We start from the raw sequence: 21,265 nt of genomic DNA, 5'->3' as shown, positions 1-21,265 counted from the left end.
ACCGGTTAGCCTCGTTACGATCGGTGGATTCTGCCAACATACCGCCAACACGCTGGACAGCATCGCACCATCATGTTGGCAAACCTTGCGTAATCGCTTCGGACTCCGTGACTGAAAATCACAGGGAAGGGATTTCGCGCGCGAACTGCTTCAACATCTTTCACTCTGATAGTTGGAGCGCAGGCGAAAGCGAAACGGCTGATCGTGCCGAAATGCTTGAGATGATTGGCAAAAGAACCCGGGGTGGGGTGGGGTGGCCCCGGAAATCCCAAGTCGCTCTGATATTCGACCTCCCCCGTCTTTTACGCGCCGCTCCGAAAATTTTGGCGCGGCTCTCTGCAAACATCGTCCACAACTGCGGCGCTCGGCGGTCATGACTGAGCAGTTGGACATTTTCGAGGAGATTGCGGAGCAACTCGCCACCACGGAGAACGTGGGCACGAGGAAGCGCAACCAGCGGCAGCGCGGACGATTTGTGAGCGTCTCTGACGCGATGCTGCGTGCGAAGGTCGCCCGGCCCGTGCCGGCCGCTCAAGACTCACCAGCGGCCGCGGCAAGCCAGCCTGAGGCCCTTCCAAAGAAAACCACGCCGGCGCCTTCGCGTCTCGTCCGGACGAAGCTTGAGCTCGTTGCCGCGCTGAGGGCGACCAAGGAATTCCGTGACCTATCCCACGAAGCGATCGATGGGCTGATCGGATGGAGCGACAGGTATTCATCAAAGGTGCTCGGGCCGGCGCCTCGGAAGGGGCTTTCCGGCGACACGTTGCAACTGATCTTAGACGCGTTGGCGCTTGGCATCGTGCAGATCACCCTGGCTGAGGATGAGACACAAGCCGACCGGATGCGTCACCGCTGGCCGACGCGCGGCCCTAGTGGACCACGTCCCGACCATGGTCCGTTGTTGCTCGAAGGTCCACCGAGTGAGGTGTCATCCACAACGGAGGACGAGCATGTCGAAACACCTGAGTTTCCGACCAACGAAGCCTGAGATCGTTCAGGCCGTGCGCGCGGCCGCGGCGGCGGATCGCCGGACGGTCAGCCAGTATCTCGCCAATCTGGTCGAAGACGCGCTTGCGGCAAGGCGGACCGACCAGCAGCAGACCAGCGAGGCGGCGTGAAACTTATGAACATGTTCCGCAAGAAACCCGGCACCGTGACCACCAATCAACCGGAGCAGATTGAAGCGCTTGCCGATGGCGACGCGCGCGCGCCGGCTGTCAGAGCCAAGCTTGATGGCGCCATGGCGATCCTGGCGGCGCTCGAGGTCGAGGTCGCCGAGCTAACGCTGGAGGCCGTCGAACGGAAGCCGGGGGCAACCGAGAAACTGAGCGCGCATCGCACCAAGATTGCCGCGGCCAGGACGGCCGCTGACGAACTCACAGCGGCCTTGCAGCTGGCAGAGCGTTTGGACTGTGAAGACGAGGAGCGCCGGGAAGCGGCCGGGCGAGAAGCGCAGTTCGACCAATTCCGGGGGGCGGTGGATGCATGGTCGGCGAAGGGTCAGGACCTTGCCGCGGCGGTCGCAAAGGCCGCGAAATTGCGGGACGAGCTTCTTCTGTGCACGCAAGGTTTGCAGCGGACATTGCCGAGCGGGATCATTCCGTTCGCGCTCAACTTCGACCTGATGGACACCACGATCGGCGGCGCGGTCTTCCCGGCAAGCACAGATGTGCTGATAGCGGGCGAGATGCATCGGAATTGTGTCTCCGGCGCATATCTGCCGGGTGCAAGGTCGCCTGCGCTCAGTCAGATCGACAATCCCGCAAGCATCGAGCCGCTCGCCGATGTCTTCGGGAGGATGGCGACCTATTACGTGAACCTCCTCCGCCAGCACCTGGACGCACTGATCCCCCGAAAGGACGCGGCATGAAACTCGATCTCAGCGGGCTCTCTAGGACTGAATGTCCGAGGTCATGTACCGAGTTGCAGTGCGCCATCAGCACGACCAACTGCTGCAAACATCCGATGAAAAGCTCGGACCATGGTTGCGGTCCGGTCACGATGAAGAACCGCCTTGAAGCCCTCAAGGTGCTTGGACTGTATCGGGAGAAGGCGGCATGACCGACCATCCCGCGATGTCTGACGACGTGTTCAGCATGACACCCGAACAGGCGACGGAGAAGATTGCCGCGCTCGCGAAGGATTTCGCGGCACGCACCGACGAGGCACCAGAGCAGCCGACGACGGCGACGGTTGAGGATCTCCTGAAGCTACAGAACGCGGCGGCTGATGCAGTCGATGCAGCTGGCTTGGCTGATCATTTAGCTGGGCTTGGCCTGCCGACGTCGGAGTTTGCTGGGCGGGAAGTATTTGATTGGGCCAGCGGCGGTCCAATCGATGCGACGATGCAGAGGCAAGCGCGCGAGCGGCTTGATGCGCTCGGCCGCAATCCGGAGTTTGTCCGTAACCTCTTACAGGGCGGGACGCAGGAACGGCGCATGATCGCAATTGCATCGGCAATGATCTCGGCCACGGTCGAGGAGAAGAGCGCATGAGGTTCAATTGCCATTTTCTCGACATGGTATCAGACGAGCGGAGAACCATCGTTGCTGCGCTCACGCTCGCCGAATGCCAGTCGGTAAACTCTCTTCGCAAGTACAAAGGCACCGTAACTGCCGACATCACCGCGCAAGCCTATGCGCTGAAGCACGCTTACGCAGAGTTGCCGAAAGGCTTTCTGCATGTCTCTCCGCCCGAATTGATCATGGGGGCATGATGACACCGATCGAAAACTTCATCTCCGAAATGCGTGCCGAGCCGGTGCTCGCAGGCGAGCTCGTTGACCAGCTCGAGGCTGCACATCACACGATGGCGCAAGAGGCCATCACCAACAACCACGCGCGCGAATTGCTGAAGGCTCTTAACTGGGTGGCGGCGCACACAGAGAAAACGATTGTCGCACGTCTTGATCAGATGCAGCTGCTTACGGAATTCAAGACGCACGTGCTTTTGAACATGCCGCATTTCACCGGCTGGACCGAGCAGAGGAGAGACTGACATGGCCGACAACGACATCACCCACGCTGGCAATGCACACTACCAGGCCGTCACGACCGCTGTTGCGGCCAAGCAGGTCGCGTACAAAAATGCGGCTGGATCACAAAGCGCAGTGAAGGCCGCGGACATTGCCTTCCATCGCTCAGTCATCGCGAGCGCCAAGGTGAACAACGTAGGCTTCGCAGTCAACATGCAAGCTCTCGTCGAGCTCGGCACCGGCGGCGTGTGAGGTTTGAGAGCTCCAGGGGCACCGGATGCCCTTTCATCCGCGCTGGGCCGAGCGCGGGGAGAAATCGGCCCACTTTTTTGCAGGTAGGAATGAGCGATAGGGAAGCAGCAATCATCGGCCTTAAGCGCGAGATCAAGACGGTTCGCGCGACGGCACGAGAACTGAAGGGACAGAACGAGCGTTGGCGCAAGGTGTGCGTCATGCTCCGCGGTCTCGCTGGTCTGGACGACGGGCAGTTTCGCAATCTGCTTAAGGCTGAGTCCCTTCCTGTCGAGTAGGTAGCGCGCACCTCAAGCGCGTTTCGGATTGGACCTTCCGCAACAGGTCCCGCCTTGGACATCGGCGCAAACGACCTCCGGCGGCTCACCGATTTGAGCCGATCCTCGAGGTCGGTCCATGTCCTTCCGCTATATCCGTCGCGCTGCGCTTGCGCTCGCGCTGTTTGCCGCTTCTTTCCCCTCCTTCGGGCAACAATTTCCGTCCGTCCCAAGCGGCACGCTGATCGGACGCACGCAGACTGGCACCGGGCCAGCGCAGGCGATCCCATTCGCGAACCTGCTCAATTCGATGCTCGCGAGCCCGCTGAGCATCAACCAGGTCAATACCAGTTCGATCGTCTACACCGGCGCGACCAGCGGCCAGGCCACGGTCAGCGCGCAGGCCATCGCCGGCACGCCGGCAATCAAATGGCCGACCACGTCAGGAACGGTAGCAACCAATGCGACCGGGCCGATCGCGCTTGACAGCACCGCTGGCACCATCAGTTGCCCGAGCTGCGCTGTTGCGGTTTCGACGAGGACCGCCGCCGCGGCGCTGGATCTGTCGCTGTTCACCACCGTTCGAACGCTTGGCTATGCGTCGACCGGCGACGGTGGGCAGGCTCTCTTCACCAAGATCAGCTCGAGCAACAACTTCACCGACAGCTTCGTAAGCACCATCACTATCTCGTCTGCCGGCTCCGGTTGCACCAACGGGACGTACAATGGCGTTTTTGTAACCGGAGGGTCGGGAGCGGGTCTCTACGGCACGGTGACGATCGCCGGCAATGTGATGACCGGCTTTAGCATCAGCGGTCCTGGTGGAAACGCCTATAAGGTCGGGGATGTTCTGACGGTCCCCGCGACCGTCACCATCGGCCCTGGAGGTGCCATCGGCACCTGCTCCGTGCAGCCGACCGTGACGGTTGCGACCGTCACCACTGCGGCCGGATCGTTCACTGATAGCGCCGGCAACAAATTCCAGTACGTCCCCGAGGGGGCCGTGAACGTTCGCCAGTTCGGCGCCAAGCTCGATTACAACGGCAATCTTGGCGCTGCGACAGACGACGCGGCAGCGATCCAGCGCGCGATCAATTTCGCCTCGCATCGTGGCACGCTCAACATCGACGCGGGCGGCTACTACGGCAACACCGTTCTCATTCCTGGTGGCGCTGCTGCCAAGGTCTGCGGCGGCCTGACCGTTTATGGTTCGGTCGTCCTTACCGGCGCAGGCAAGGGCAACACCATCCTGAAGCAGTGCGACACGGATGGCGCATCGCAGCGGTTCATCACGCTATGCGATCCCAATCTCCACTTCGCCTGCTTCTATGCCAGCATCCGCGAAATGCTGCTCTACGGCGCCATCGCCTCTGCGAACGCCGGCATTTCGATGATCTATTCGAATGCGCAGCAGCAAGGCGTCGCGGTCGAGAACGTCGCGGTCTATACCTACCTGCGAAGTTGCGTCGTCACCGATACAGGCTATGGCGGCGCCTCGGACTTCACGATGCGCGGGCTCTTCTGCTCGCTCAACGCTAGTTCGACCAATCCAGGCATCAATCTGGCTTATAGCGCCGCGGTCCAGACGATCCGCGACTTCATCATCGAAAGCTCGAACATGACGAGCGGAGATGCCATCCTGCTCAACGGTCCCGTCTCCTCTACCAATATGAACGTCATCGAGAATGGACACGTTGAGGGGATTCAGTTCCCCATCCATATCAACTATGCGTCAGGAACCACCTCTATGACCAAGATCAGTGGCATTACTGGTGGCGTAGCGGCGGGAGGCTGCAACTCCGTTGTTGTTCGACAGGCAGGCTCACAGACCGGAAACATTCTTGTTGGCGGAATCCAGCCAAACGGATGCACCAACACCTTGAACAACGCTGGAACGACGACCACAGGCAACGTCGTGGCGTGGACGACTATGTAAGTTTGATCGCGCGAACGCGATCGCGTAACAATCCGTTCTCTGGACTCATGCGCTGTGTTCGGGGCGCATCAGCACAAACGCCATGTCATCGAGGGCGGGTGCCCTCGAAGCCCGCTTGTGGGGTCAATCACTTGGCGACTGTAGCGTGCTTGTCCGTGACTAATGCCTGAAAGGCTGACTCAGCTTTTACCAGTCCAGTGATGAAGCACCCGATCGAGATCGCCATTGCAGCGACCGCGATGTAGCGAAACACTTCGCCAAAAATTCGATGACGCTTCGACGAAGGCGTGTCCCGAGTAAACGGCTCCTCATATGCGCGCAGCATTCTGAACGAAGATCCGGCGATCATGAGATTGGTGAAGTAAGCGGCCGCCGATCCCACTACGGCCGCGGCGACGCCGGATCCAAACCACAAAAGAGGTTTGGCGATCTGGGTTAGCTGTCCTCCCGAAACTAGATCCTTTGAGGCGACCGTACCTATGAACGCTAGCATCGCAACGGAGCTGCCGCCGTTGATCAGGACTGCGGCTTTGATTGCCTCTTCGCCGGCCTTTACCGCTGCGTCATTTGTTTTTGAACCGAACTCAGTTTGATCATCATGCGCACGCTCGGCGAGCCGTATTCGCAGCTCGAGCTGTTCCCTCGGATCAAGCAATGGCCGCGGTTGCGCCCCTAAGTCCTGTCCCTCGTTCGCGCTCATTCCCGCCTCCATGCTCTGTTGCCCAGCGTGATCTTTGGCAACCTCAAGGCGCGTACAAGGGATGCTTGGCTTAAACAAGTCCCCACCGACGTTCCAATTCGCTGACCTGTTGGTTCAAAGCACGTCGTGGGAAGTCGCCGCCGACCATAATTGTCCTTCCGTCATGGATCTTTCTCGCCAACTCCTTGGGTAACTGCCCTTCCAGGCTAAGGAAGTGCTCAGATCGAATTATCGCTCCACACTCCGGATCGTCGGGCGCCCAGGTTCTGTTAGCAGGAAGAGAAGCAATCATCTTTCGCCAATTCTCGATCAGCTGGACGCGTTGCTGTCGCCTAAGTCGTCGTTTCTCGATACCCCAGTTATTCCAGCTGGTGAGGATCGAGCCAGCAAGACTGCCGCCGAGGAAGGTTGAGCCATACTTGATGATGTCCATCCACGGCACAGCATCGATTACGTTCATCTTTTCGTCCTCAGCCCAAGCTCGACCAGCCGGCGGATGGCCAGAGGCGTCAGCGGTTCATCTCTGCAAAAAGCGGTAAGAGCACGAACCAAGCAACAATCGCGGTGAACACCCACGCGCGCCAGCCATTCTGGCGATACCACGCGACCGTTCCGCCGCGCAGCGATCTCCAACTGGGCAATGCGCTCGTCGCCCCGCGAAGCCCTACGAGAATGTTGCCGATCAGGGCCCCAAGGCCAGCGCCTGCCAACATCAAAGCCAAGATGCCCAACCCAATAACGAACAGCCAGGCCAGCACGTCCATGAGCGCCATAAACATCTGGGGGGATCCTAGCTCTTTGTTTGTTTGACCTTGAGCGCCGCCTCTAGCAAGCGCCTGACGGCTTCAGGCCGCGACGGGAACGGGGGCGGCTGCTTAGCAATCCAGGCATCAAGTGCTGACAACGCGGGGCCATGCATGCGCACCACGATTGGTGTCCCTTTGCCAGTCGCGGGAGGGCCGCGCTTTTTTTGTGGTATCACGGTTGTCTTTTTCATGATTCCCTGATACCACAGAAAGCGAGCCGAAGGGAAGTGGCTGCTTCCGCCCCGGCTCTAACCTCAACCACGAAGGAACTGGATTCCCATGATCGAGGCTGACCGCGTGCATAGCACGCCACCCCTAAGCACGTCCAAAATCTACACCGACGACGAGATCGAGCGACAGCTGTTCGCCCTGATCGACTTCCACGTTGCCGATCCGGTCCCGGTTGTATTGTGGCTGGCCGATCGGATTGCATCCCACGACATCGTCACGCGGCTGCATCTCGTTCCTGCCCGTAGCCTGAAAGGGAGGGATGCATGAGCCGCTGGTTTCGCTTCTACGACGACGCGATCAACGATCCGAAGGTGCTGAAGCTTTCGGACCGGATGCATCGCGTGTGGATAGGGCTGCTTTGTGTTGCCAGCAAAAGCGACGGCAAGCTCCCCGCGATGGAAGATTGCGCCCTGATGCTGCGCCTGCAACCCGAACGCATGGCTGAGGCGCTGGTAAGCCTGGTCGGTGCCGGGCTTCTGGACCGGGAGGGATCGTTCCTCTCGCCACACAAATGGAGCGAGCGCCAATACAAGAGCGACGTTTCAACCGAACGAGTGAAACGTTTCAGGCAACAGCCGCGCAACGTTGCCGAAACTCCCCCAGAACAGAACAGAGAGAACAGAACAGAGAGTGCAACGGGCGGCCTGATTGAGGTTCTGGACGAGCAGGCACTCGCAGCCTGGGACGCCTATGGCCGCGCGACAACCGGCAAGCCCTACCCGCGCAACCGTCGCGGTGGCTGGCATTTCCCGACGCAGTTCCCACCGATTCACAGCATAAAAGCGAGGACGGCATGAGCAACAACATCATCGACTTATCAGCGCGTCTAGCGTCGCGTACTGCTGCCGTCCTGCCTCCTGACAACGTGGCCGAAGTCAAACTAAGTCCTCCCGAGCCAACGCTGGCGCCGACGGTGGAGATGGCGTCAAGGCTCTATTCGGATTCGTTTTTCGAACTTCCGTTCGTAACCCAACCGTCAGAAGAGTGCGAGACGTGGGGCGAGTTCTGGAAACAGGCCATCATGTGGAATGACGAGCCGACCGGTGACAATTGCGCCGATTTTCAACGCGGGCGAGGATACGCGCGCGCTGCGATCGCTGCCATTCGCCAGGAGGACGCCACTTCCCGTGGCCTGGAAATTGTAGTCGAGCGGATGATCGAACGGGCATTCCGGAGACGCGGACCCAAAGGCGCCCTATGCCGGAATCTTTCTCCCGCCGAACAGGCTTTTTTGCAGGAGCTTTGCAGACATGCAGTGCGGGGGCCGCAGCAATGAGCAACGTTGTTGAATTCCCACTGCCTGACCGGCCGTTCACCCAGGAGGAGATCGACGAGATTCATTCCAAGGCATTTCGCGATCTGGAGGGGGCGGTTTGCGACGTCGACCGGATGGGTGAGATTGCGACCGACCTGATCATGCGGTGCGCGGCGAGGGAAGACAGCCTGCACAACTTGGAGTTGGCTACCTTTGCCGTCTGGCAGCTCGCCAAGATGCTGAAGGAGTTCAGAGCCAGCTATTACAAGCGCTGGCACGGCGAGCCGGTGGGGGTCTCATGAAGCGCCGGCGCCGATCGCACAGGACCCGTAACCGCCAGCGACTTGCGGCACACGCCCGCCGGCTGTCCCGCTAAGTCTCGAAACGATACGCTGCCGGGCTCGAAATACGGGTCCCGGCAGCATTTCATTCTCAAACTGAGCGCTGAAATCCCAGTTGATTGTTGAATAACAATAGCCGTGCCACAGGTTTGTGACACGCGCACCGGCACAGAGCACATAGCCGGATCGTCTGTTTCGGGATACCGTTGGGGCATGAGCAACGACCGCATGTTTTGCTCGATCGTTGTTGCAGCAGGGGTCCTCACGGTCGCCGCCGTATCCGTTCTGCTCTTCTTCGATTGAGCTAGATCAATATGGGATTGCCAACTCGGTACCTGCTGGTGACAGGCAGAGATACCGAGCGGGGCAGATTATGTCGCGTTATCGGCTGTGGATCGCCCATTCGCTCGTCTGGGCGTTGGCCTTGATTGGCCTGCTCAGCCTTCTTTCCATCATCTGGTAGGGGCGTGTGCATCAGCGCCGGTTCACGCTAGCGGGCAACCTATCTAGAGTGATAAAACCGGGCCGCGGCTTGTCCCCGCAAATCTACCGTCCGACTCCCGCCGGCATCCTCAACGTCGGCGGGTTTTTCTATGGGCGGGGCTTCGGTCGCGCGCTTTCATTTGGCGACGGGGTATGCCTTGGCGCGTTAGATCGAAGGGCTAGGGGATCCGCAGTTCTCACGGGTTATAAGCGCGTGCCCGTGCCGCCAATTTTTGACTACGTGCCCGTTCCAACATTCATGGTGCTTTTGGGCGTAGCCAATCAAGGCCAAGACAATCAAAGCCACTACGACGCATCCAGCTACGATGTTCTGTGCCATGGCTGCCCACTCCGCGGGACGACACCATCAACGATAGATGAACACCCAGACATCGCCGTCGTCAATGCGCGCAGATCAGCGCGAGACTGATCAAGCACGTGCTGCGCCGCCGCTTCCCTGAGGAAGACGGGCACGAGCCCACCGGTTCACGCTGGCGGGCCTTTCTACAGTTCCCGCTCCATCGCAGGGTGGCTCCGGTTCTTCACCTTAATCCAGAACTTTTGCCGGCCGCCGCGGTAAGGCCGATCGCGATGCTTGGAAACGAGGCCCTCTAACCCCATGCGGCACGCAGCCCGGAATAGGTCGGGCCCGATCTCGCCGCGCTCGAAAGGTGCCACGGTGATGCCGTCCGGCCGGCGTGCCAGCAGCCGCTCCAGGTTGTTCTTGCGTAGGTGCAGCGGCAGGTCGCGCAGATCGTCACCGTCCATTGCGAGGACGTCGAACGCGTAAAGCTGCACTTCGTGATCGTGTTTGCGCGAGTGCAACGCGTTGAAATCGGAGATGCCGTCAACGCCCAGAATCACCGCCTCGCCGTCGACGACGAAACGCTTCTGGCGGTTCTTCAGCGCGGCCTCGGCGATCCACGGGTAGCGCTTGGTCCAGTCGTGACCGCCCTTCGTGATCAGGCGCACCCGGTCGCCCTCGCGGATGACCAGCAAGCGGCAGCCATCGTATTTGACCTCATGAAGCCAGTCAGGGCCGGTAGGAACGCGGTCCCGTTTAGTCGGCAATGAAAGCTGAAACATTTGGCCAAAAGATAAGCTGAAATTATCCGCGGCGCTATGCCATCTTCGAGCGGGGGGCCGCCTTCGCCGCCGCGCTGAACGGGTCGGGGTTCGGCCCGCCACCACCTCAATCTGAGGCTTGGGAGTGGACAACTGTGGGAAGGAAAGCGCATGAAGCTGCCCGCACGCTGACAAACCGAGGTAACAATTAGATCGCCCTCGTCGGCATAAATTTTTGATTTTATGGCACCGAACCTTTCTGCTGTTCCAGTTTTTCTAGGGCTGGGGCACCAGCAGGAGACGGATAGGCAATGACGGAACGCTCTCAACTGGCCAAAGCACCGCGAGACCACCTTCTAGAGGAGGCCCGAAAGGAACTGGCTGATTTCGAGCGGAGAGAGAGAGAATTTAGCCGGAAGGATCGCGAGGAACGAGCCGCGGAACAGGGCCTTCCTTACACGCAAATCGTTTGGCGGAGACTGCAGTCGGTCCTAGGTCTCTAGTCCGTGCGTCGTGATCGGCGGGACTTGCTGGCGTCAACGGTCCCGCCTTCGCGTTATCGTGGTGCTCGAAGGCAAAAAGGTGCAGGAGCGCGGCCGCGCGTCCAGGCTTGGGTGTGCGGTTCTCACGACGGACAGGCTTGCGCATGCGGCCATGAAAGCGCTGAGGTGAGTTGCTCGCAAATTATCGATTCCTAGCGGATCGGATCGGCGTCGAGCTACTGCCCGTCGTGGGTGTGGGAACTGCTGTTCGCAAACCGGTGACCGCCCGGTCACGGGCGCTGCGCCAGGTCATTTCTTCAGGAGCAATCCCATCTCCCGCGCCATCCGCTTCACCGACCCGGTATGCCGGCCGAGGGCTGCCGCAATTTCCGGCGCGCCGGCGCGCCGCCGTGCCATCGCCGAGAGCCGCTTTCGCTCAGCCTCGGTCCATTCCTTTGGCTTTGCTGATTTCATTTCGAGATCATCCAGCGTGCCAGCGAGGAGGGTATTGGGAAATTTACGGGTGGGCTACTCTTGACGGTCGAATCCGGCCGGAGTCTGATCCGCGGCCATGGGGCGGCATCAGCACATCATCGACGAGCTCAAACGGTTCGAACGGCTCTGCCTGGACCTGGCCGACGGCAGCACCATGCCGGAGGAGCGGGCAGGGCTGCTCATCATGGCGAACGACTATCGCGCCGAGATCTCCGACCGCGAGCGCGGCAAGTCATTTGCCAACACAGTGCCCACACGAGGCTTTTTCGATTGTTTGGCTTTTCGTCTTAAGTCTTTGATTTAGCTTGGTGAGCGCGCTGGGGCTCGAACCCAGGACCCCGTGATTAAAAGTCACGTGCTCTACCGGCTGAGCTACGCGCTCCCATGGCCGCTTGATGGCTTCGCGGATCGGTCGCCATCGCCTTCGGACATTCGAGAAGCATGTCTTGCCGCAACTTAACGCTTGTCGCGGGGAAAACCGGTAAGGCAATTTCCGGATCATGCTTTCGGCCCGCGCTGTGTAGGGTGAGCGGCCGCTGAGGTCAATAGCGTGCGCGGTTGCCGCAGATCGCGGCAGGGGCAGGGATTCGCGCAGTGTTTCCGCCAGTTAGAGCGGAATTTTCAACTTGCCGGCTGCGTGTCATCCCCGCCGAAGAAACGAGGCCGTCCACCGCGGAGCCTCGACCGGCGCGCTTCAGTCGGCCGCGGGCCGCGCTCAGTTGGCCTCGCGGCGGACCTCGCTTGCGACCGGCTGCGAGGAACCGGCGGGGCTCGGCAGCGCGACAGGGCGCAGGCCGATCAGCTCGGCGGCGCGCACGGCGCTGTCGCGCCAGAACTGGAACGAGTTGATGCGGCTGAGCTCCAGGATGGCGATCGCGACCGCCGCCAGGAACGGCAGGCTCTGGAGCACCAGGACGCCAGCGAAGATGTAGATCTCGGTGATCTGTCGGAAGCTGTTGGAGGCGACCAGCACGCCGGCGCCGATCAGCAGCAGCGCGCCGATCACGGCTTCCCAGAACGCCTGGAACTCGATCGACATTCGCGATAGGCCGCCCTTGGAGGTGCGGGCGAAAGCGATGTGCTCGGTGATCAACCCTTGCGCGACCGCGCGCGACACCGTCCACTGCACGCTCATGGCGGCGATCATGGCGCCCAGCATCTGGCCGGGCCTCACCGCGACACGCAGACGGTACATCGACAGGAAGTGCGCGAGCGAGACCACGAAGGCGGCGATGATCGGCAGCGTCAGAATCTTGTCGGGGATTGCGATGTCGGCGAAGGCGACGATCGGCACCCAGACGAGGTTGAGGAGGGCGACGACGACGCCAAGGCTTTCAGCTCCCAGCCAGTTCAGCCAGCCGAGGCCGTATTCGCGCTTCTGGTCCTGCGTCAGTCGGCTCGCGCCGGGCATGAAGCGCCGCCAGTGTTTCTTCACGATCTGCAAGCCGCCATAGGCCCAGCGGTGGCGCTGCTTCTTGAACGCCTCGTAGGTGTCGGGCAGAAGGCCTTGGCCGTAGCGGTGCCGGGTGTAGTGCGTGGTCCAGCCGAGCTCCTGGATCGCAAGGCCGAGATCGCTGTCCTCGCAGATCGTGTCGCTCGACCAGCCGCCGGCCATGTCCATCGCGGCGCGGCGGATCAGGCACATCGTGCCGTGCACGATGACGGCGTTGAACTCGTTGCGCTGGACCATGCCGATGTCGAAGAAGCCGGCGTATTCGCCGTTCATGATGTAGTGCATGATCGACAGGTCTTCGTCGCGGTGATCCTGCGGCGCCTGCACGAGGCCAACACGCGGATCGGCAAAGGCCGGCACCAGATCCTTCAGCCAGTCCGGATCGACGACATAGTCGGCATCGAGGATGCCGATGATCTCCGCATCCGCCGCGGTGCGGTCCATGGCGATGCGCAGCGCACCGGCCTTGAAGCCCTGCACTTTCTCGGCGTTGATGAACTTGAAGCGCTCGCCGAGCGCGCGGCAGTGATCCTGGATCGGCTGCCAGAAGGCGGGGTCGGGCGTGTTGTTGATGATGACCACGCACTCGTAGTTCGGGTAGTTCAGCCGCGCCAGCGCATCAAGCGTCTGCTTGAGCATGTCGACCGGCTCGTAATAGGCGGGAATGTGGATCGAGACCTTCGGGAAATAGTTCTCGGGGACGCCTTCGACCGGCTTGCCCTTGGCGAGCAGCCGGCGCGGCGGCCGGCCGAAGGCGACCGCGGCGATCTCCTCGATCCGCGCCATCGCAATGAGCACAAGAGGAACAAGAAGGATCATGCCGAGCGTCAGCGCGAAGGCCGAGCCGAACAGGAAATAGTGGCCGGCCCAATAAGCGAACACGGTCGCGACCCAGGCGCCGACGCCATTCGCAGTCGCCGACAGCAGGAACGCCTGCCTGGCGGTGGGCTGCTCCAGCCGCAGAATCGGTAGCGAGAGAAGGATGCCGACGAGCAGCGCGATCGTCATCAGCTTCCAGTAGTCGGGGTTCTCGACCGGGCCGGTCCACGAGAATTTCGGCTCGCGGCTGGCGTTGAGGATGCCCCAGTAAGGACCGACACCGCCTTCGAAGAACTTCCAAGGCTGATCGATCGCCTCGACGATGTTGTATTCCATGCCGATGGCTTCGGCGCGGCTGACGAAGTTGCGCAGGGTCAGCGCTTGCTGGAACGGACCGGGGTCAGCGTTGCGCAGATTGTAGCCCGCGCTCGGCCAGCCGAATTCGGCGATCACGATGCGCTTGCCGGGGAACAGATTGCGCAGCAGGTTGTAGCGGTCGACGGCCTGGTCGACCGCCTGATCCGAGCGGAAATTCTCCCAGTAGGGCAGCACGTGGGCGGCGATGAAGTCGACATTGGAGGCGAGGTCCGGATTGTCGCGCCAGATGTTCCAGATCTCACCGGTCGTGACGGGCACGCGAACCGCGCTCCTGACCTTCTTGATCATGTCGATCAAGTCTTCGACCTTCTGCTCGCCGCGATAGATCACCTCGTTGCCGACGACGACGCCGATCACGTTGCTGTTCTTCCGGGCGAGGTTGATGGCGGCCTCGATCTCGCGCTGGTTGCGCTCGTCGTTCTTGTCGATCCAGGCGCCGACCATGACCTTGAGGCCGAACTCCGCGGCGATCGGCGGCACCAGCTCCACGCCGCCAGTGGACGAATACAGGCGGATGGCGCGCGTCATTGTCGACAGCGTCTTCAGGTCGGCGCGGATTTTCTCGATGGTCGGAATGTTATCGATGTCGGGGTGGGCCGATCCCTCGAACGGCGCATAGGACACGCTCGGCAACAGACCCTTGAAGTCCGGCGCGGGCTCCTTGTCGCGCAGGACTCCCCACAGGCCGGCGTGAAGTGCGGACACGAGCAACAGAACGGCAACGATGGCACGCATCGCGGCTAAACCAATTGGGGCTGAGATGGCAGGGAAGCGGATCCGACCCCGAGATCCGACCGAGTCCGCGGCAAACGGAACATACCTCTGCCACGCCTTTTCACAACTGTCATGACGCCGTGTCGTTTAGCGGCATGGCCTTTTGAGGGCACCGACGATCTGAAAAGCACGAGCAGTGCCAATCGCCGGTATCGCCCATCGTTCCTGAACGGCGGGTGAAGTGATCGCGGCTATTTTTGGGGGGCGGCGGGCGAGGGGCTCGCGGCAGGCGCAGGGCTTGCAGTCGGCTGCGGCGAAGTGCCGGTCGTCGGCGCGGGCGGTTGGGACGCCGCGGCAGCCGCCTGCTGGGGCTGCGCCGCCGGATTGATCCAGCAGGCGTGCACGCGGCTGTCCAGGGTCTCGGCGACCTTGGGATCGATCTGGCCGCCAAAGCGGGTCAGGCAGCGGAACGCCGCCTGAATGTGGCCGCCGGGGCAGCCGAAGCGGTCGTAGAGATCGAGATGGCGGAAGGCGGTATCGAGATCATCACGCCACATCAGCCGCACCACGCGGCGGCCGAGCCAGACGCATTCGGGGTTTCCGGCCGGGCCGTTGATGGCTTGGGCAGCCTCGGCGAACTCGTCGGTGCGGCGCTGGTTCTGGTTGGCGTCCTTGGCGGCGTCAGCTGGTGTCGTGGCGGCCGCCTTGCCCTGGTCCTGGGGAGAGCCGCTCTGGGCAAGCGAGCTTGAAAGGCCGAGCAGAACGATGAGGGAGGGGACGGCAACATGCCGCAGGACCGCATTCGTTAACTCAAGCACCCGTCGCCGCATAAATTCCCCGATCTCTCTGGCCGCCCGCGCGAGACCTCCACGGACGCGCGGTGTGATGCCGTCCAAATGGGTCTCCAATGCGGCGGAAAAGTCCCGTTGAATCCCATGACTGGTATTTCAAGCTTTGTCCAGCAAAGTCACCATGCTATGCGCCGGTCGAAGAGCCGCAGGCGAATGGGACGGGATGGCAGGTGCAATTGCCGCATTGTCGGTATTGGCCCCTTGGCAGACGGCCTGCAAGCAGGTAATCGACGGGCCCTTCGCGGAGGACGGAACCGATTACTCTTCGTACGCCACTGGCGCTCTTGCTCTTATCGTTGGGTGCGATTGCTGCCGTGTGGTGGTGGCTGGCCACGCCGATCACGCTGGCGCGCGCGCCCATCGATCCCAGTTCCAAGCTGCAATGCGTCTCCTACGCGCCGTTCCGCGGTGATCAGACGCCGCTCGACCCCTCGACGCATATCGGGGCCGACCAACTCGAGCAGGATCTGCGACAGCTCAAGGAGATCACCGACTGCGTTCGCACCTATTCGATCGAGAATGGGCTCGATCAGGTGCCGGCGGTCGCCACCAAGGTCGGTGGGCTGAAGGTGATTCAGGGCATCTGGCTCGGCAGCAACCGCTCCAAGAACTTCTCTCAGGTCGCGACCGCAGTCCGCTTGAGCAAGGAATTCCCCGACACCATCACCTCGCTCGTGGTTGGCAACGAGGTGCTGCTGCGCGGCGAGATGACCACGGCCGATCTCGTGGCGATCATCCGTTCGGTGAAGGCTCAGGTTACCGTTCCCGTGACCTATGCCGACGTTTGGGAATATTGGCTGAAGAATCGCGAGGTCTACGACACCGTCGACTTCGTCACCATCCACATCCTTCCCTACTGGGAGGATTTTCCGATCCGTGCCAAGTTCGCGGCCGGCCATGTCGAGCAGATCCGCCAGCGCATGGCGGTTGCCTTTCCGGGCAAGGAGATCCTTATCGGCGAAACGGGCTGGCCGAGCGAAGGGCGCATGCGCGAAGGCGCGCTCCCCTCGCGCACCAACCAGGCGCGCGTGGTGTCGGAGATCCTGACCCTCGCCAAGGCGCAGGGCTTTCGGGTCAACCTGATCGAGGCCTATGACCAGCCCTGGAAGCGCCAGATCGAAGGCACCGTCGGTGGCTATTGGGGCTTCATCGATTCCGTCCGCCGTCAGCTCAAATACCCGCCGGGCGAGCCGATCAGCAATTTCCCATACTGGAAATGGTACATGGGCGCCGGCATGGCCGTCAGCGTGCTGGTGTTCGCAGTCGCGGGCCTGACCTTGCGTCGGCGACCCTGGACGCCGCGGTTCTCGGCGTGGCTCGGCGTCGGCATCTCGGCGACATCAGCCGGCATGCTGTTCGGGATCGCTTTCGACAAGATGTACTATGAGAGCTACGGCTGGGGCGGCTGGCTGCAATGGGGCGCGCTCCTTGCCGCCGGCGTGCTGTCGCCGATCTTCTGCGCGCAAGCGCTAGTGTCGGGGCGGGGACTGCCGACGTTCCTCGATATCCTGGGTCCGCGCGAGGCGCGGAAATGGTCAAAACTAACCGCGGCGCTTGGGCTAACGCTTGCGGTGACCGCCGTGATCGCGGGCGAGACCGCGCTCGGTTTCGTGTTCGATCCCCGCTACCGCGATTTTCCGTTCGCCTCGCTGACCATGGCGGTGGTGCCGTTTGCACTTCTGATGCTGAACCGCCCCCAGACCGGCGTGCGTCCGCTCGCGGAATCGATCTTTGCCGGCCTCTTGGCGCTGTCGGCGGCCTATGTGCTGATCAACGAGGGCCGCGACAATTGGCAGTCGCTATGGACCTGCGCGATGTATCTGTTGTTCGCGCTTACGCTGTGGCGGGCGCGGGCCGCGCAAAGCCCAGAATAAGCAGCCCGATCGCGATCCCCGACAGCACGATGTTGTAGAGCACGATGCCGAGACCTGCGGCGACCACGCCCAGCGTCAACAGCACGATCGAGGGCCGCATCAGGTTCAGCGTCGCGATCACCAGCGCGACGATGCCGAATACCGAGTTCTTGAACAGCACTGTCGCGGTCGCGCGCGCCTTGCAGATCACGGTCTGCAGGCCGGCGTCGCAGGCGAGCGAGACTTGCGAGAACTCGACGGCGAGATAGCGCAGGTAGAGCGCATAGCCGACGGTGACGAAGCCAACCACGAGCAGGAACTGCACCTGGTAGGGCGTGAGGCGGAACGGTTTCTTCTTCATGGGGGCAATATGGTCGGGAAGGCGGATGCGGGCAACAGGTAAGGCGAAGGCCTTGCGAATTTGCCTCAGAGTTTCGCGATAACGGACTGACTCAACTTCAGTTTTTGTTTCGGCTGAAGAACGAGGATATGGTTGAGGCGGCCGTCGTCTCTTGCTTGGGCGGCGGTGGGGCCGCTGGCGGCGGAGGTGGCGGCGGTTCCTCACGCTTGGCGCGCTTCGAAGAGTAGCTCCGCCGGTGCTGCGGTTTCTCGGGCTTGGCGGGGGGCGGCAGCGTCTCGGCCTGTGGAGAGGCCTGCTGGGGCGATGCGTCCTGACCGCGCATCGACAGCCGCTGGCCGTCGAACACGGTGGTCTCGCAGGCTCGTTCGTTCTCGATGAGACCGGCGCAGATCTTGGCAGCGGCGGCCGCATTCACCAGCGGACCGGCACCGAGGTGGAGCTGCATGCCGGCACCGGTCTTGCTCTCCTTGATCATGATGATCGGCCGGAGGTTGGCGATCTCCGGGTTGGACTTGATCAGGCCCTGCCATAGCGCGCGCAGGCCGCCGATCGAGTTGGCGCTGCCGAGATCCACCGCGAAGCGGGTCTGCTGCACTGATATCGCCGGCGCTGGCGGCTCGCTCTCAGCGGCCTCGGGCTCAGCAGCGGCAGTTGTCGCCGCGACCTCGGTCGGCGATGCCGCGTCGTCCTTTGGCGTCTCGGCTTTTTCCGACTTCTCCGTCTTGTCGGCCTTGTCAGCCTTATCCGACTTGTCTGCCGTTTCCGGCTGGGCCAGCTTGGATGCGCTGGGATCGGGCGGCGCCATCACCGATTTGGACGCAATCAGCGGCATGGTTGGCAGCCCGGCAGGCGATGTTGAGAATTGCGGAACAAGCGATGCCGCAGCAGCGGTCTGGGGCGGCGGAGCGGCCTGCTGCTTGGCCTGATCCTTGCTCTGGTCCTTGTTCAGTTCCTTGGCGGGCTCTTTGGCGGCGTCCGCGCGCGCCTTGTCGCCCGCCGCAGGCGTCGAGGCGACCGGCGCGACGTTTGGCGCAGCGGGCGAAGGTGAGGGCATCGGTTGCGCGGTGGCCGCCGCCGTCTCCTGCGGCTTGGCTGCGGGCGTCTGCGGCGGCGCTGTATTCTGCTTTGCCACTGCGCCGGTGACGGAATCGAGCCCTTGCTCCAAGACCGTGACGCGCGAATAAAGCCGGTCGCGATCGGTGTTGAGCGTCTCGATCGCGGATGCCAGCCTGCGGGCTTCGCTCTGGCTCTCCCTCGTCAGCATCTGGAGCCGGTCGGTCTGGCGCGTGAGATCGGCGGCTGCGATCTGGTCGCGCCGCCAGCCGAGCTGCGCCTGATTGGCCATCACTGCGATCACCACGGCGCCGACGGCCCCGACGCCCCACGAGCCGAGCCGCCACATCATGCGGCGATCGAACTCGTTTTCCTCAGCCAGGAGCCCGGCGAGAAGACCGCCGGAATCCCTGGTCTCGAAGACGCCGGCCAGTGGGTCGGAATCCTTTGCCATGATCGTTAAGTGCCCAGCCCCGTCGAGCTTCCCCGAATCAATCAGGGAACATTAACAGGAAATGCGGGATGCACTTGAATTCCGGGCATTTGCGGGGGTAGCAAAACGCCTCTATGACGACGCGCAAGCACCTCGCGCCAATCGGAAGCGATTCGGCCGACACTGGAATCACTGGAAATATCGATGACCGCCCGCTCCAGCCTCACGATCGTACTCGCCGCCGGCGAAGGCACGCGCATGCGATCGAGCCTGCCAAAAGTGCTGCATCCGGTCGCGGGGCAGCCGCTGCTCGCCCACGTGCTGGCGGCCGCTCCGAATGGAACCGGCACGTCGCTTGCGGTGGTGATCGGGCCCGAGCATGCAGCGGTTGCGGATGAAGCGCGGCGTATCCGGCCCGACGCGCTCACCTTCGTGCAGCCCGAACGGCTTGGCACCGCGCATGCGGTGCTGGCGGCGCGCGAGGCGATTGCGCGCGGCGCAGATGATCTTCTGATCGCGTTCGGCGACACGCCGCTGATCTCGGCCGAAACGTTCGAGCGGCTGCGCGCGCCGCTCGCGAGCGGTGCGGCGCTTGCCGCGCTCGGCTTTCGTGCCGCCGATCCGACGGGCTACGGCCGGTTCATCGTCGAAGGCGATCGTCTGGTTGCGATCCGCGAGCACGCGGATGCGAGCGCTGAAGACCGCAAGATCACGCTGTGCAACGCCGGCGTGATGGCGCTGGACGGGCGCCGCGCGCTGGCGATCCTCGACAAGATCGGCAATGCGAATTCGAAGGGCGAATATTATCTGACGGACGCGGTCGGGATCGTCCGCGAACAGGGATGGGAGGCCGTCGTGATCGAGACCGGTGAGGACGAAGTGCGCGGCATTAACACCAAGGCGCAGCTGGCTGAAGCAGAAAGCGTAATGCAGGGGCGACTGCGCAACGCGGCGATGGAAGCCGGCGTCACGCTGATCGCGCCCGATACTGTCTACCTTGCCGCTGACACGACCTACGGCAAGGACGTCACGATCGAGCCCTTCGTGGTGATCGGTCCGGGCGTGTCGATCGCCGACGGTGCTGTCATCCATTCATTCTCGCACATCGTGCAGAGTTCGATTGGCAAGAACGCGTCCGTCGGTCCGTTCGCGCGTATGCGGCCGGGCAGCTCGCTTGGCGAAGGTGCCAAAATCGGCAACTTCGTGGAGACCAAGGCCGCGACGCTTGAGGCGGGCGCGAAAGCCAATCATCTCGCCTACATTGGTGATGCGATCGTCGGCGCCAAGTCCAATATCGGTGCAGGCACCATCACCTGCAACTACGACGGATTCGGCAAGCATAAAACGTTGATCGGAAAGGGCGCCTTCGTCGGCACCAACTCCTCGCTGGTCGCGCCCGTCAAAATCGGCAACGGCGCCTATATCGGCTCGGGCTCGGTGATAACGAAAGACGTTCCTGACGATGCGATGGCACTGGAACGCAATCAGCAGACCATCCGCGAAGGCGGCGCGGCGCGCTATCGCGAAATGAAGACGGGTGCAAAGAAGCCCAAAGATTGAGCTTCGTTATTCGTCCTCCGCGAATTCGGAGAAGATCGCGCGGGTCAGACGCCAGCCGCGCGGCTTGGCGCGCTTCACGGGCTCGCCGGCAGCGTGCTTGATGAAGACGGGTTTGCTTTCCTTGCCGCGTTGCGGCGGCGGCCAATGCGCCAGGTGCGTGCCAGTGGTTTCGCTGGCATGCACATACATCGATGACAGACCTTTGCGGTCGGACGAGCGCTTCATGGCCTTGATCTCCACGCGAGGAATCGTTGGCCAAATCTGTTGACAGCCGGTTAATGCGCGCGGTTAAAGGCGAACGAACCCAAGCCGCGGATCGCTGCATTAAGGCTGCGTGCATTTTGTGCTGTCGCAATCCGCAATAATTATTGAGTATCGGCCATCCCAGGAACTTCGTTAAACACTGCGGGTGTCCTTTTGATGATTTTTCGACGATTTGGGGGATATTGATCCGCATGTGCGGGATTGTCGGCATTCTCGGGCTCGAACCGGTTGCAGAGCAATTGGTGGATT

The 21,265-nt window shown here is 62.0% G+C and carries 26 protein-coding genes and 1 tRNA gene; 16 read left to right on the top strand and 11 right to left on the bottom strand.

Features of this window, described 5'->3' with window-relative positions:
• Positions 1 to 253: 253 nt before the first annotated feature.
• The 9 genes from SO140_RS41460 (at position 254) to SO140_RS41420 (ending at position 5,419) form a co-directional block, all read left to right on the top strand.
• A complete protein-coding gene (locus tag SO140_RS41460; RefSeq protein WP_498543955.1) occupies positions 254 to 988 on the top strand; it encodes a hypothetical protein in 735 nt (244 codons plus the stop codon).
• Complete coding sequence (locus SO140_RS41455; RefSeq protein ID WP_498543954.1) at positions 951 to 1,118, top strand: hypothetical protein; 168 nt, start codon at positions 951 to 953, stop codon at positions 1,116 to 1,118. The genes SO140_RS41460 and SO140_RS41455 overlap by 38 nt, the downstream gene beginning before the upstream one ends.
• A 5-nt stretch (positions 1,119 to 1,123) precedes the next feature.
• Positions 1,124 to 1,870, top strand: a complete 747-nt coding sequence (locus SO140_RS41450) for a hypothetical protein (RefSeq protein ID WP_498543953.1) — start codon at positions 1,124 to 1,126, stop codon at positions 1,868 to 1,870.
• A gap of 187 nt (positions 1,871 to 2,057) precedes the next feature.
• On the top strand, positions 2,058 to 2,495 hold the full coding sequence (locus SO140_RS41445; protein ID WP_498543952.1) for a hypothetical protein: 438 nt from the start codon (positions 2,058 to 2,060) through the stop codon (positions 2,493 to 2,495).
• Positions 2,492 to 2,716, top strand: coding sequence for a hypothetical protein (locus tag SO140_RS41440; protein WP_498543951.1), 225 nt, complete (start codon positions 2,492 to 2,494; stop codon positions 2,714 to 2,716). The genes SO140_RS41445 and SO140_RS41440 overlap by 4 nt, the downstream gene beginning before the upstream one ends.
• A complete protein-coding gene (locus SO140_RS41435; RefSeq protein WP_498543950.1) occupies positions 2,713 to 2,997 on the top strand; it encodes a hypothetical protein in 285 nt (94 codons plus the stop codon). The genes SO140_RS41440 and SO140_RS41435 overlap by 4 nt, the downstream gene beginning before the upstream one ends.
• A 1-nt stretch (position 2,998) precedes the next feature.
• Entirely contained in the window at positions 2,999 to 3,226 is a 228-nt protein-coding gene (locus SO140_RS41430) for a hypothetical protein (protein WP_498543949.1), read from the top strand.
• Between the two features lie 89 nt (positions 3,227 to 3,315).
• A complete protein-coding gene (locus tag SO140_RS41425; protein ID WP_498543948.1) occupies positions 3,316 to 3,504 on the top strand; it encodes a hypothetical protein in 189 nt (62 codons plus the stop codon).
• Positions 3,505 to 3,622: 118 nt separating this feature from the next.
• Entirely contained in the window at positions 3,623 to 5,419 is a 1,797-nt protein-coding gene (locus SO140_RS41420) for a hypothetical protein (protein ID WP_498543947.1), read from the top strand.
• 127 nt (positions 5,420 to 5,546) lie between these two features.
• Here SO140_RS41420 and SO140_RS41415 read toward each other — a convergent pair whose 3' ends face one another.
• The 3 genes from SO140_RS41415 to SO140_RS41405 form a co-directional block, all read right to left on the bottom strand.
• Positions 5,547 to 6,119: a hypothetical protein gene (locus tag SO140_RS41415; protein ID WP_498543946.1), complete on the bottom strand. Its 573-nt coding sequence runs from the start codon at positions 6,117 to 6,119 to the stop codon at positions 5,547 to 5,549.
• 70 nt (positions 6,120 to 6,189) lie between these two features.
• The gene (locus SO140_RS41410) at positions 6,190 to 6,579 is read right to left on the bottom strand and encodes a hypothetical protein (protein WP_498543945.1); all 390 of its coding nucleotides are present in this window, start codon (positions 6,577 to 6,579) and stop codon (positions 6,190 to 6,192) included.
• 49 nt (positions 6,580 to 6,628) lie between these two features.
• Positions 6,629 to 6,898, bottom strand: a complete 270-nt coding sequence (locus tag SO140_RS41405; protein WP_498543944.1) for a hypothetical protein — start codon at positions 6,896 to 6,898, stop codon at positions 6,629 to 6,631.
• A gap of 306 nt (positions 6,899 to 7,204) precedes the next feature.
• Between SO140_RS41405 and SO140_RS41400 the strand changes: the two genes are divergently transcribed.
• From SO140_RS41400 to SO140_RS41385, 4 genes are read left to right on the top strand one after another with little or no spacing between them, the layout of a single operon-like run.
• The gene (locus SO140_RS41400; protein ID WP_498543943.1) at positions 7,205 to 7,423 is read left to right on the top strand and encodes a hypothetical protein; all 219 of its coding nucleotides are present in this window, start codon (positions 7,205 to 7,207) and stop codon (positions 7,421 to 7,423) included.
• The gene (locus tag SO140_RS41395) at positions 7,420 to 7,953 is read left to right on the top strand and encodes a hypothetical protein (RefSeq protein ID WP_498543942.1); all 534 of its coding nucleotides are present in this window, start codon (positions 7,420 to 7,422) and stop codon (positions 7,951 to 7,953) included. Before SO140_RS41400 ends, SO140_RS41395 begins: the two co-directional genes overlap by 4 nt.
• Positions 7,950 to 8,432 (top strand): hypothetical protein, encoded by a 483-nt coding sequence (locus SO140_RS41390; protein WP_498543941.1) that lies wholly within the window; start codon positions 7,950 to 7,952, stop codon positions 8,430 to 8,432. The genes SO140_RS41395 and SO140_RS41390 overlap by 4 nt, the downstream gene beginning before the upstream one ends.
• Positions 8,429 to 8,713: a hypothetical protein gene (locus SO140_RS41385; protein ID WP_498543940.1), complete on the top strand. Its 285-nt coding sequence runs from the start codon at positions 8,429 to 8,431 to the stop codon at positions 8,711 to 8,713. Before SO140_RS41390 ends, SO140_RS41385 begins: the two co-directional genes overlap by 4 nt.
• Before the next feature lie 1,026 nt (positions 8,714 to 9,739).
• On the opposite strand, the gene SO140_RS41380 is transcribed toward SO140_RS41385, so the two are convergent.
• Positions 9,740 to 10,321, bottom strand: coding sequence for an ATP-dependent DNA ligase (locus SO140_RS41380; RefSeq protein WP_498543962.1), 582 nt, complete (start codon positions 10,319 to 10,321; stop codon positions 9,740 to 9,742).
• Positions 10,322 to 11,091: 770 nt separating this feature from the next.
• Complete coding sequence (locus tag SO140_RS41375) at positions 11,092 to 11,256, bottom strand: hypothetical protein (RefSeq protein WP_498543939.1); 165 nt, start codon at positions 11,254 to 11,256, stop codon at positions 11,092 to 11,094.
• A 97-nt stretch (positions 11,257 to 11,353) separates the two neighbouring features.
• Between SO140_RS41375 and SO140_RS41370 the strand changes: the two genes are divergently transcribed.
• Positions 11,354 to 11,581, top strand: coding sequence for a hypothetical protein (locus SO140_RS41370; RefSeq protein WP_498543938.1), 228 nt, complete (start codon positions 11,354 to 11,356; stop codon positions 11,579 to 11,581).
• Between the two features lie 2 nt (positions 11,582 to 11,583).
• Here SO140_RS41370 and SO140_RS41365 read toward each other — a convergent pair.
• From SO140_RS41365 to SO140_RS41355, 3 genes are all read right to left on the bottom strand, one after another.
• A tRNA-Lys gene (locus tag SO140_RS41365) sits at positions 11,584 to 11,659 on the bottom strand.
• A gap of 333 nt (positions 11,660 to 11,992) precedes the next feature.
• Positions 11,993 to 14,662 carry a glycosyltransferase gene (locus SO140_RS41360; protein ID WP_449384559.1) on the bottom strand — a complete coding sequence of 890 codons (2,670 nt, stop codon included), beginning with the start codon at positions 14,660 to 14,662 and terminating at the stop codon, positions 11,993 to 11,995.
• A gap of 230 nt (positions 14,663 to 14,892) precedes the next feature.
• Positions 14,893 to 15,471 (bottom strand): beta-1-3, beta-1-6-glucan biosynthesis protein, encoded by a 579-nt coding sequence (locus SO140_RS41355; RefSeq protein ID WP_449384563.1) that lies wholly within the window; start codon positions 15,469 to 15,471, stop codon positions 14,893 to 14,895.
• Positions 15,472 to 15,806: 335 nt separating this feature from the next.
• Here SO140_RS41355 and SO140_RS41350 point away from each other — a divergent pair, with 335 nt between their 5' ends.
• A complete protein-coding gene (locus SO140_RS41350) occupies positions 15,807 to 17,366 on the top strand; it encodes a glycoside hydrolase family 17 protein (RefSeq protein WP_498543937.1) in 1,560 nt (519 codons plus the stop codon).
• Here the strand turns inward: SO140_RS41350 and SO140_RS41345 are convergent.
• On the bottom strand, positions 17,326 to 17,706 hold the full coding sequence (locus tag SO140_RS41345) for a hypothetical protein (protein ID WP_449384557.1): 381 nt from the start codon (positions 17,704 to 17,706) through the stop codon (positions 17,326 to 17,328). The two genes, SO140_RS41350 and SO140_RS41345, sit on opposite strands and share 41 nt — an antisense overlap.
• A 97-nt stretch (positions 17,707 to 17,803) precedes the next feature.
• Entirely contained in the window at positions 17,804 to 19,213 is a 1,410-nt protein-coding gene (locus SO140_RS41340; protein ID WP_498541987.1) for a hypothetical protein, read from the bottom strand.
• A 183-nt stretch (positions 19,214 to 19,396) separates the two neighbouring features.
• Between SO140_RS41340 and glmU the strand changes: the two genes are divergently transcribed.
• A complete protein-coding gene (glmU, locus tag SO140_RS41335) occupies positions 19,397 to 20,752 on the top strand; it encodes a bifunctional UDP-N-acetylglucosamine diphosphorylase/glucosamine-1-phosphate N-acetyltransferase GlmU (protein ID WP_449384669.1) in 1,356 nt (451 codons plus the stop codon).
• Positions 20,753 to 20,758: 6 nt separating this feature from the next.
• Here the strand turns inward: glmU and SO140_RS41330 are convergent, their stop codons facing one another.
• Positions 20,759 to 20,977 carry a hypothetical protein gene (locus SO140_RS41330; RefSeq protein ID WP_449384670.1) on the bottom strand — a complete coding sequence of 73 codons (219 nt, stop codon included), beginning with the start codon at positions 20,975 to 20,977 and terminating at the stop codon, positions 20,759 to 20,761.
• Between the last annotated feature and the right edge of the window lie 288 nt (positions 20,978 to 21,265).

Source organism: Bradyrhizobium sp. UFLA05-108, from assembly GCF_059803455.1.
This window is presented reverse-complemented; position numbering and strand designations above follow the sequence as displayed.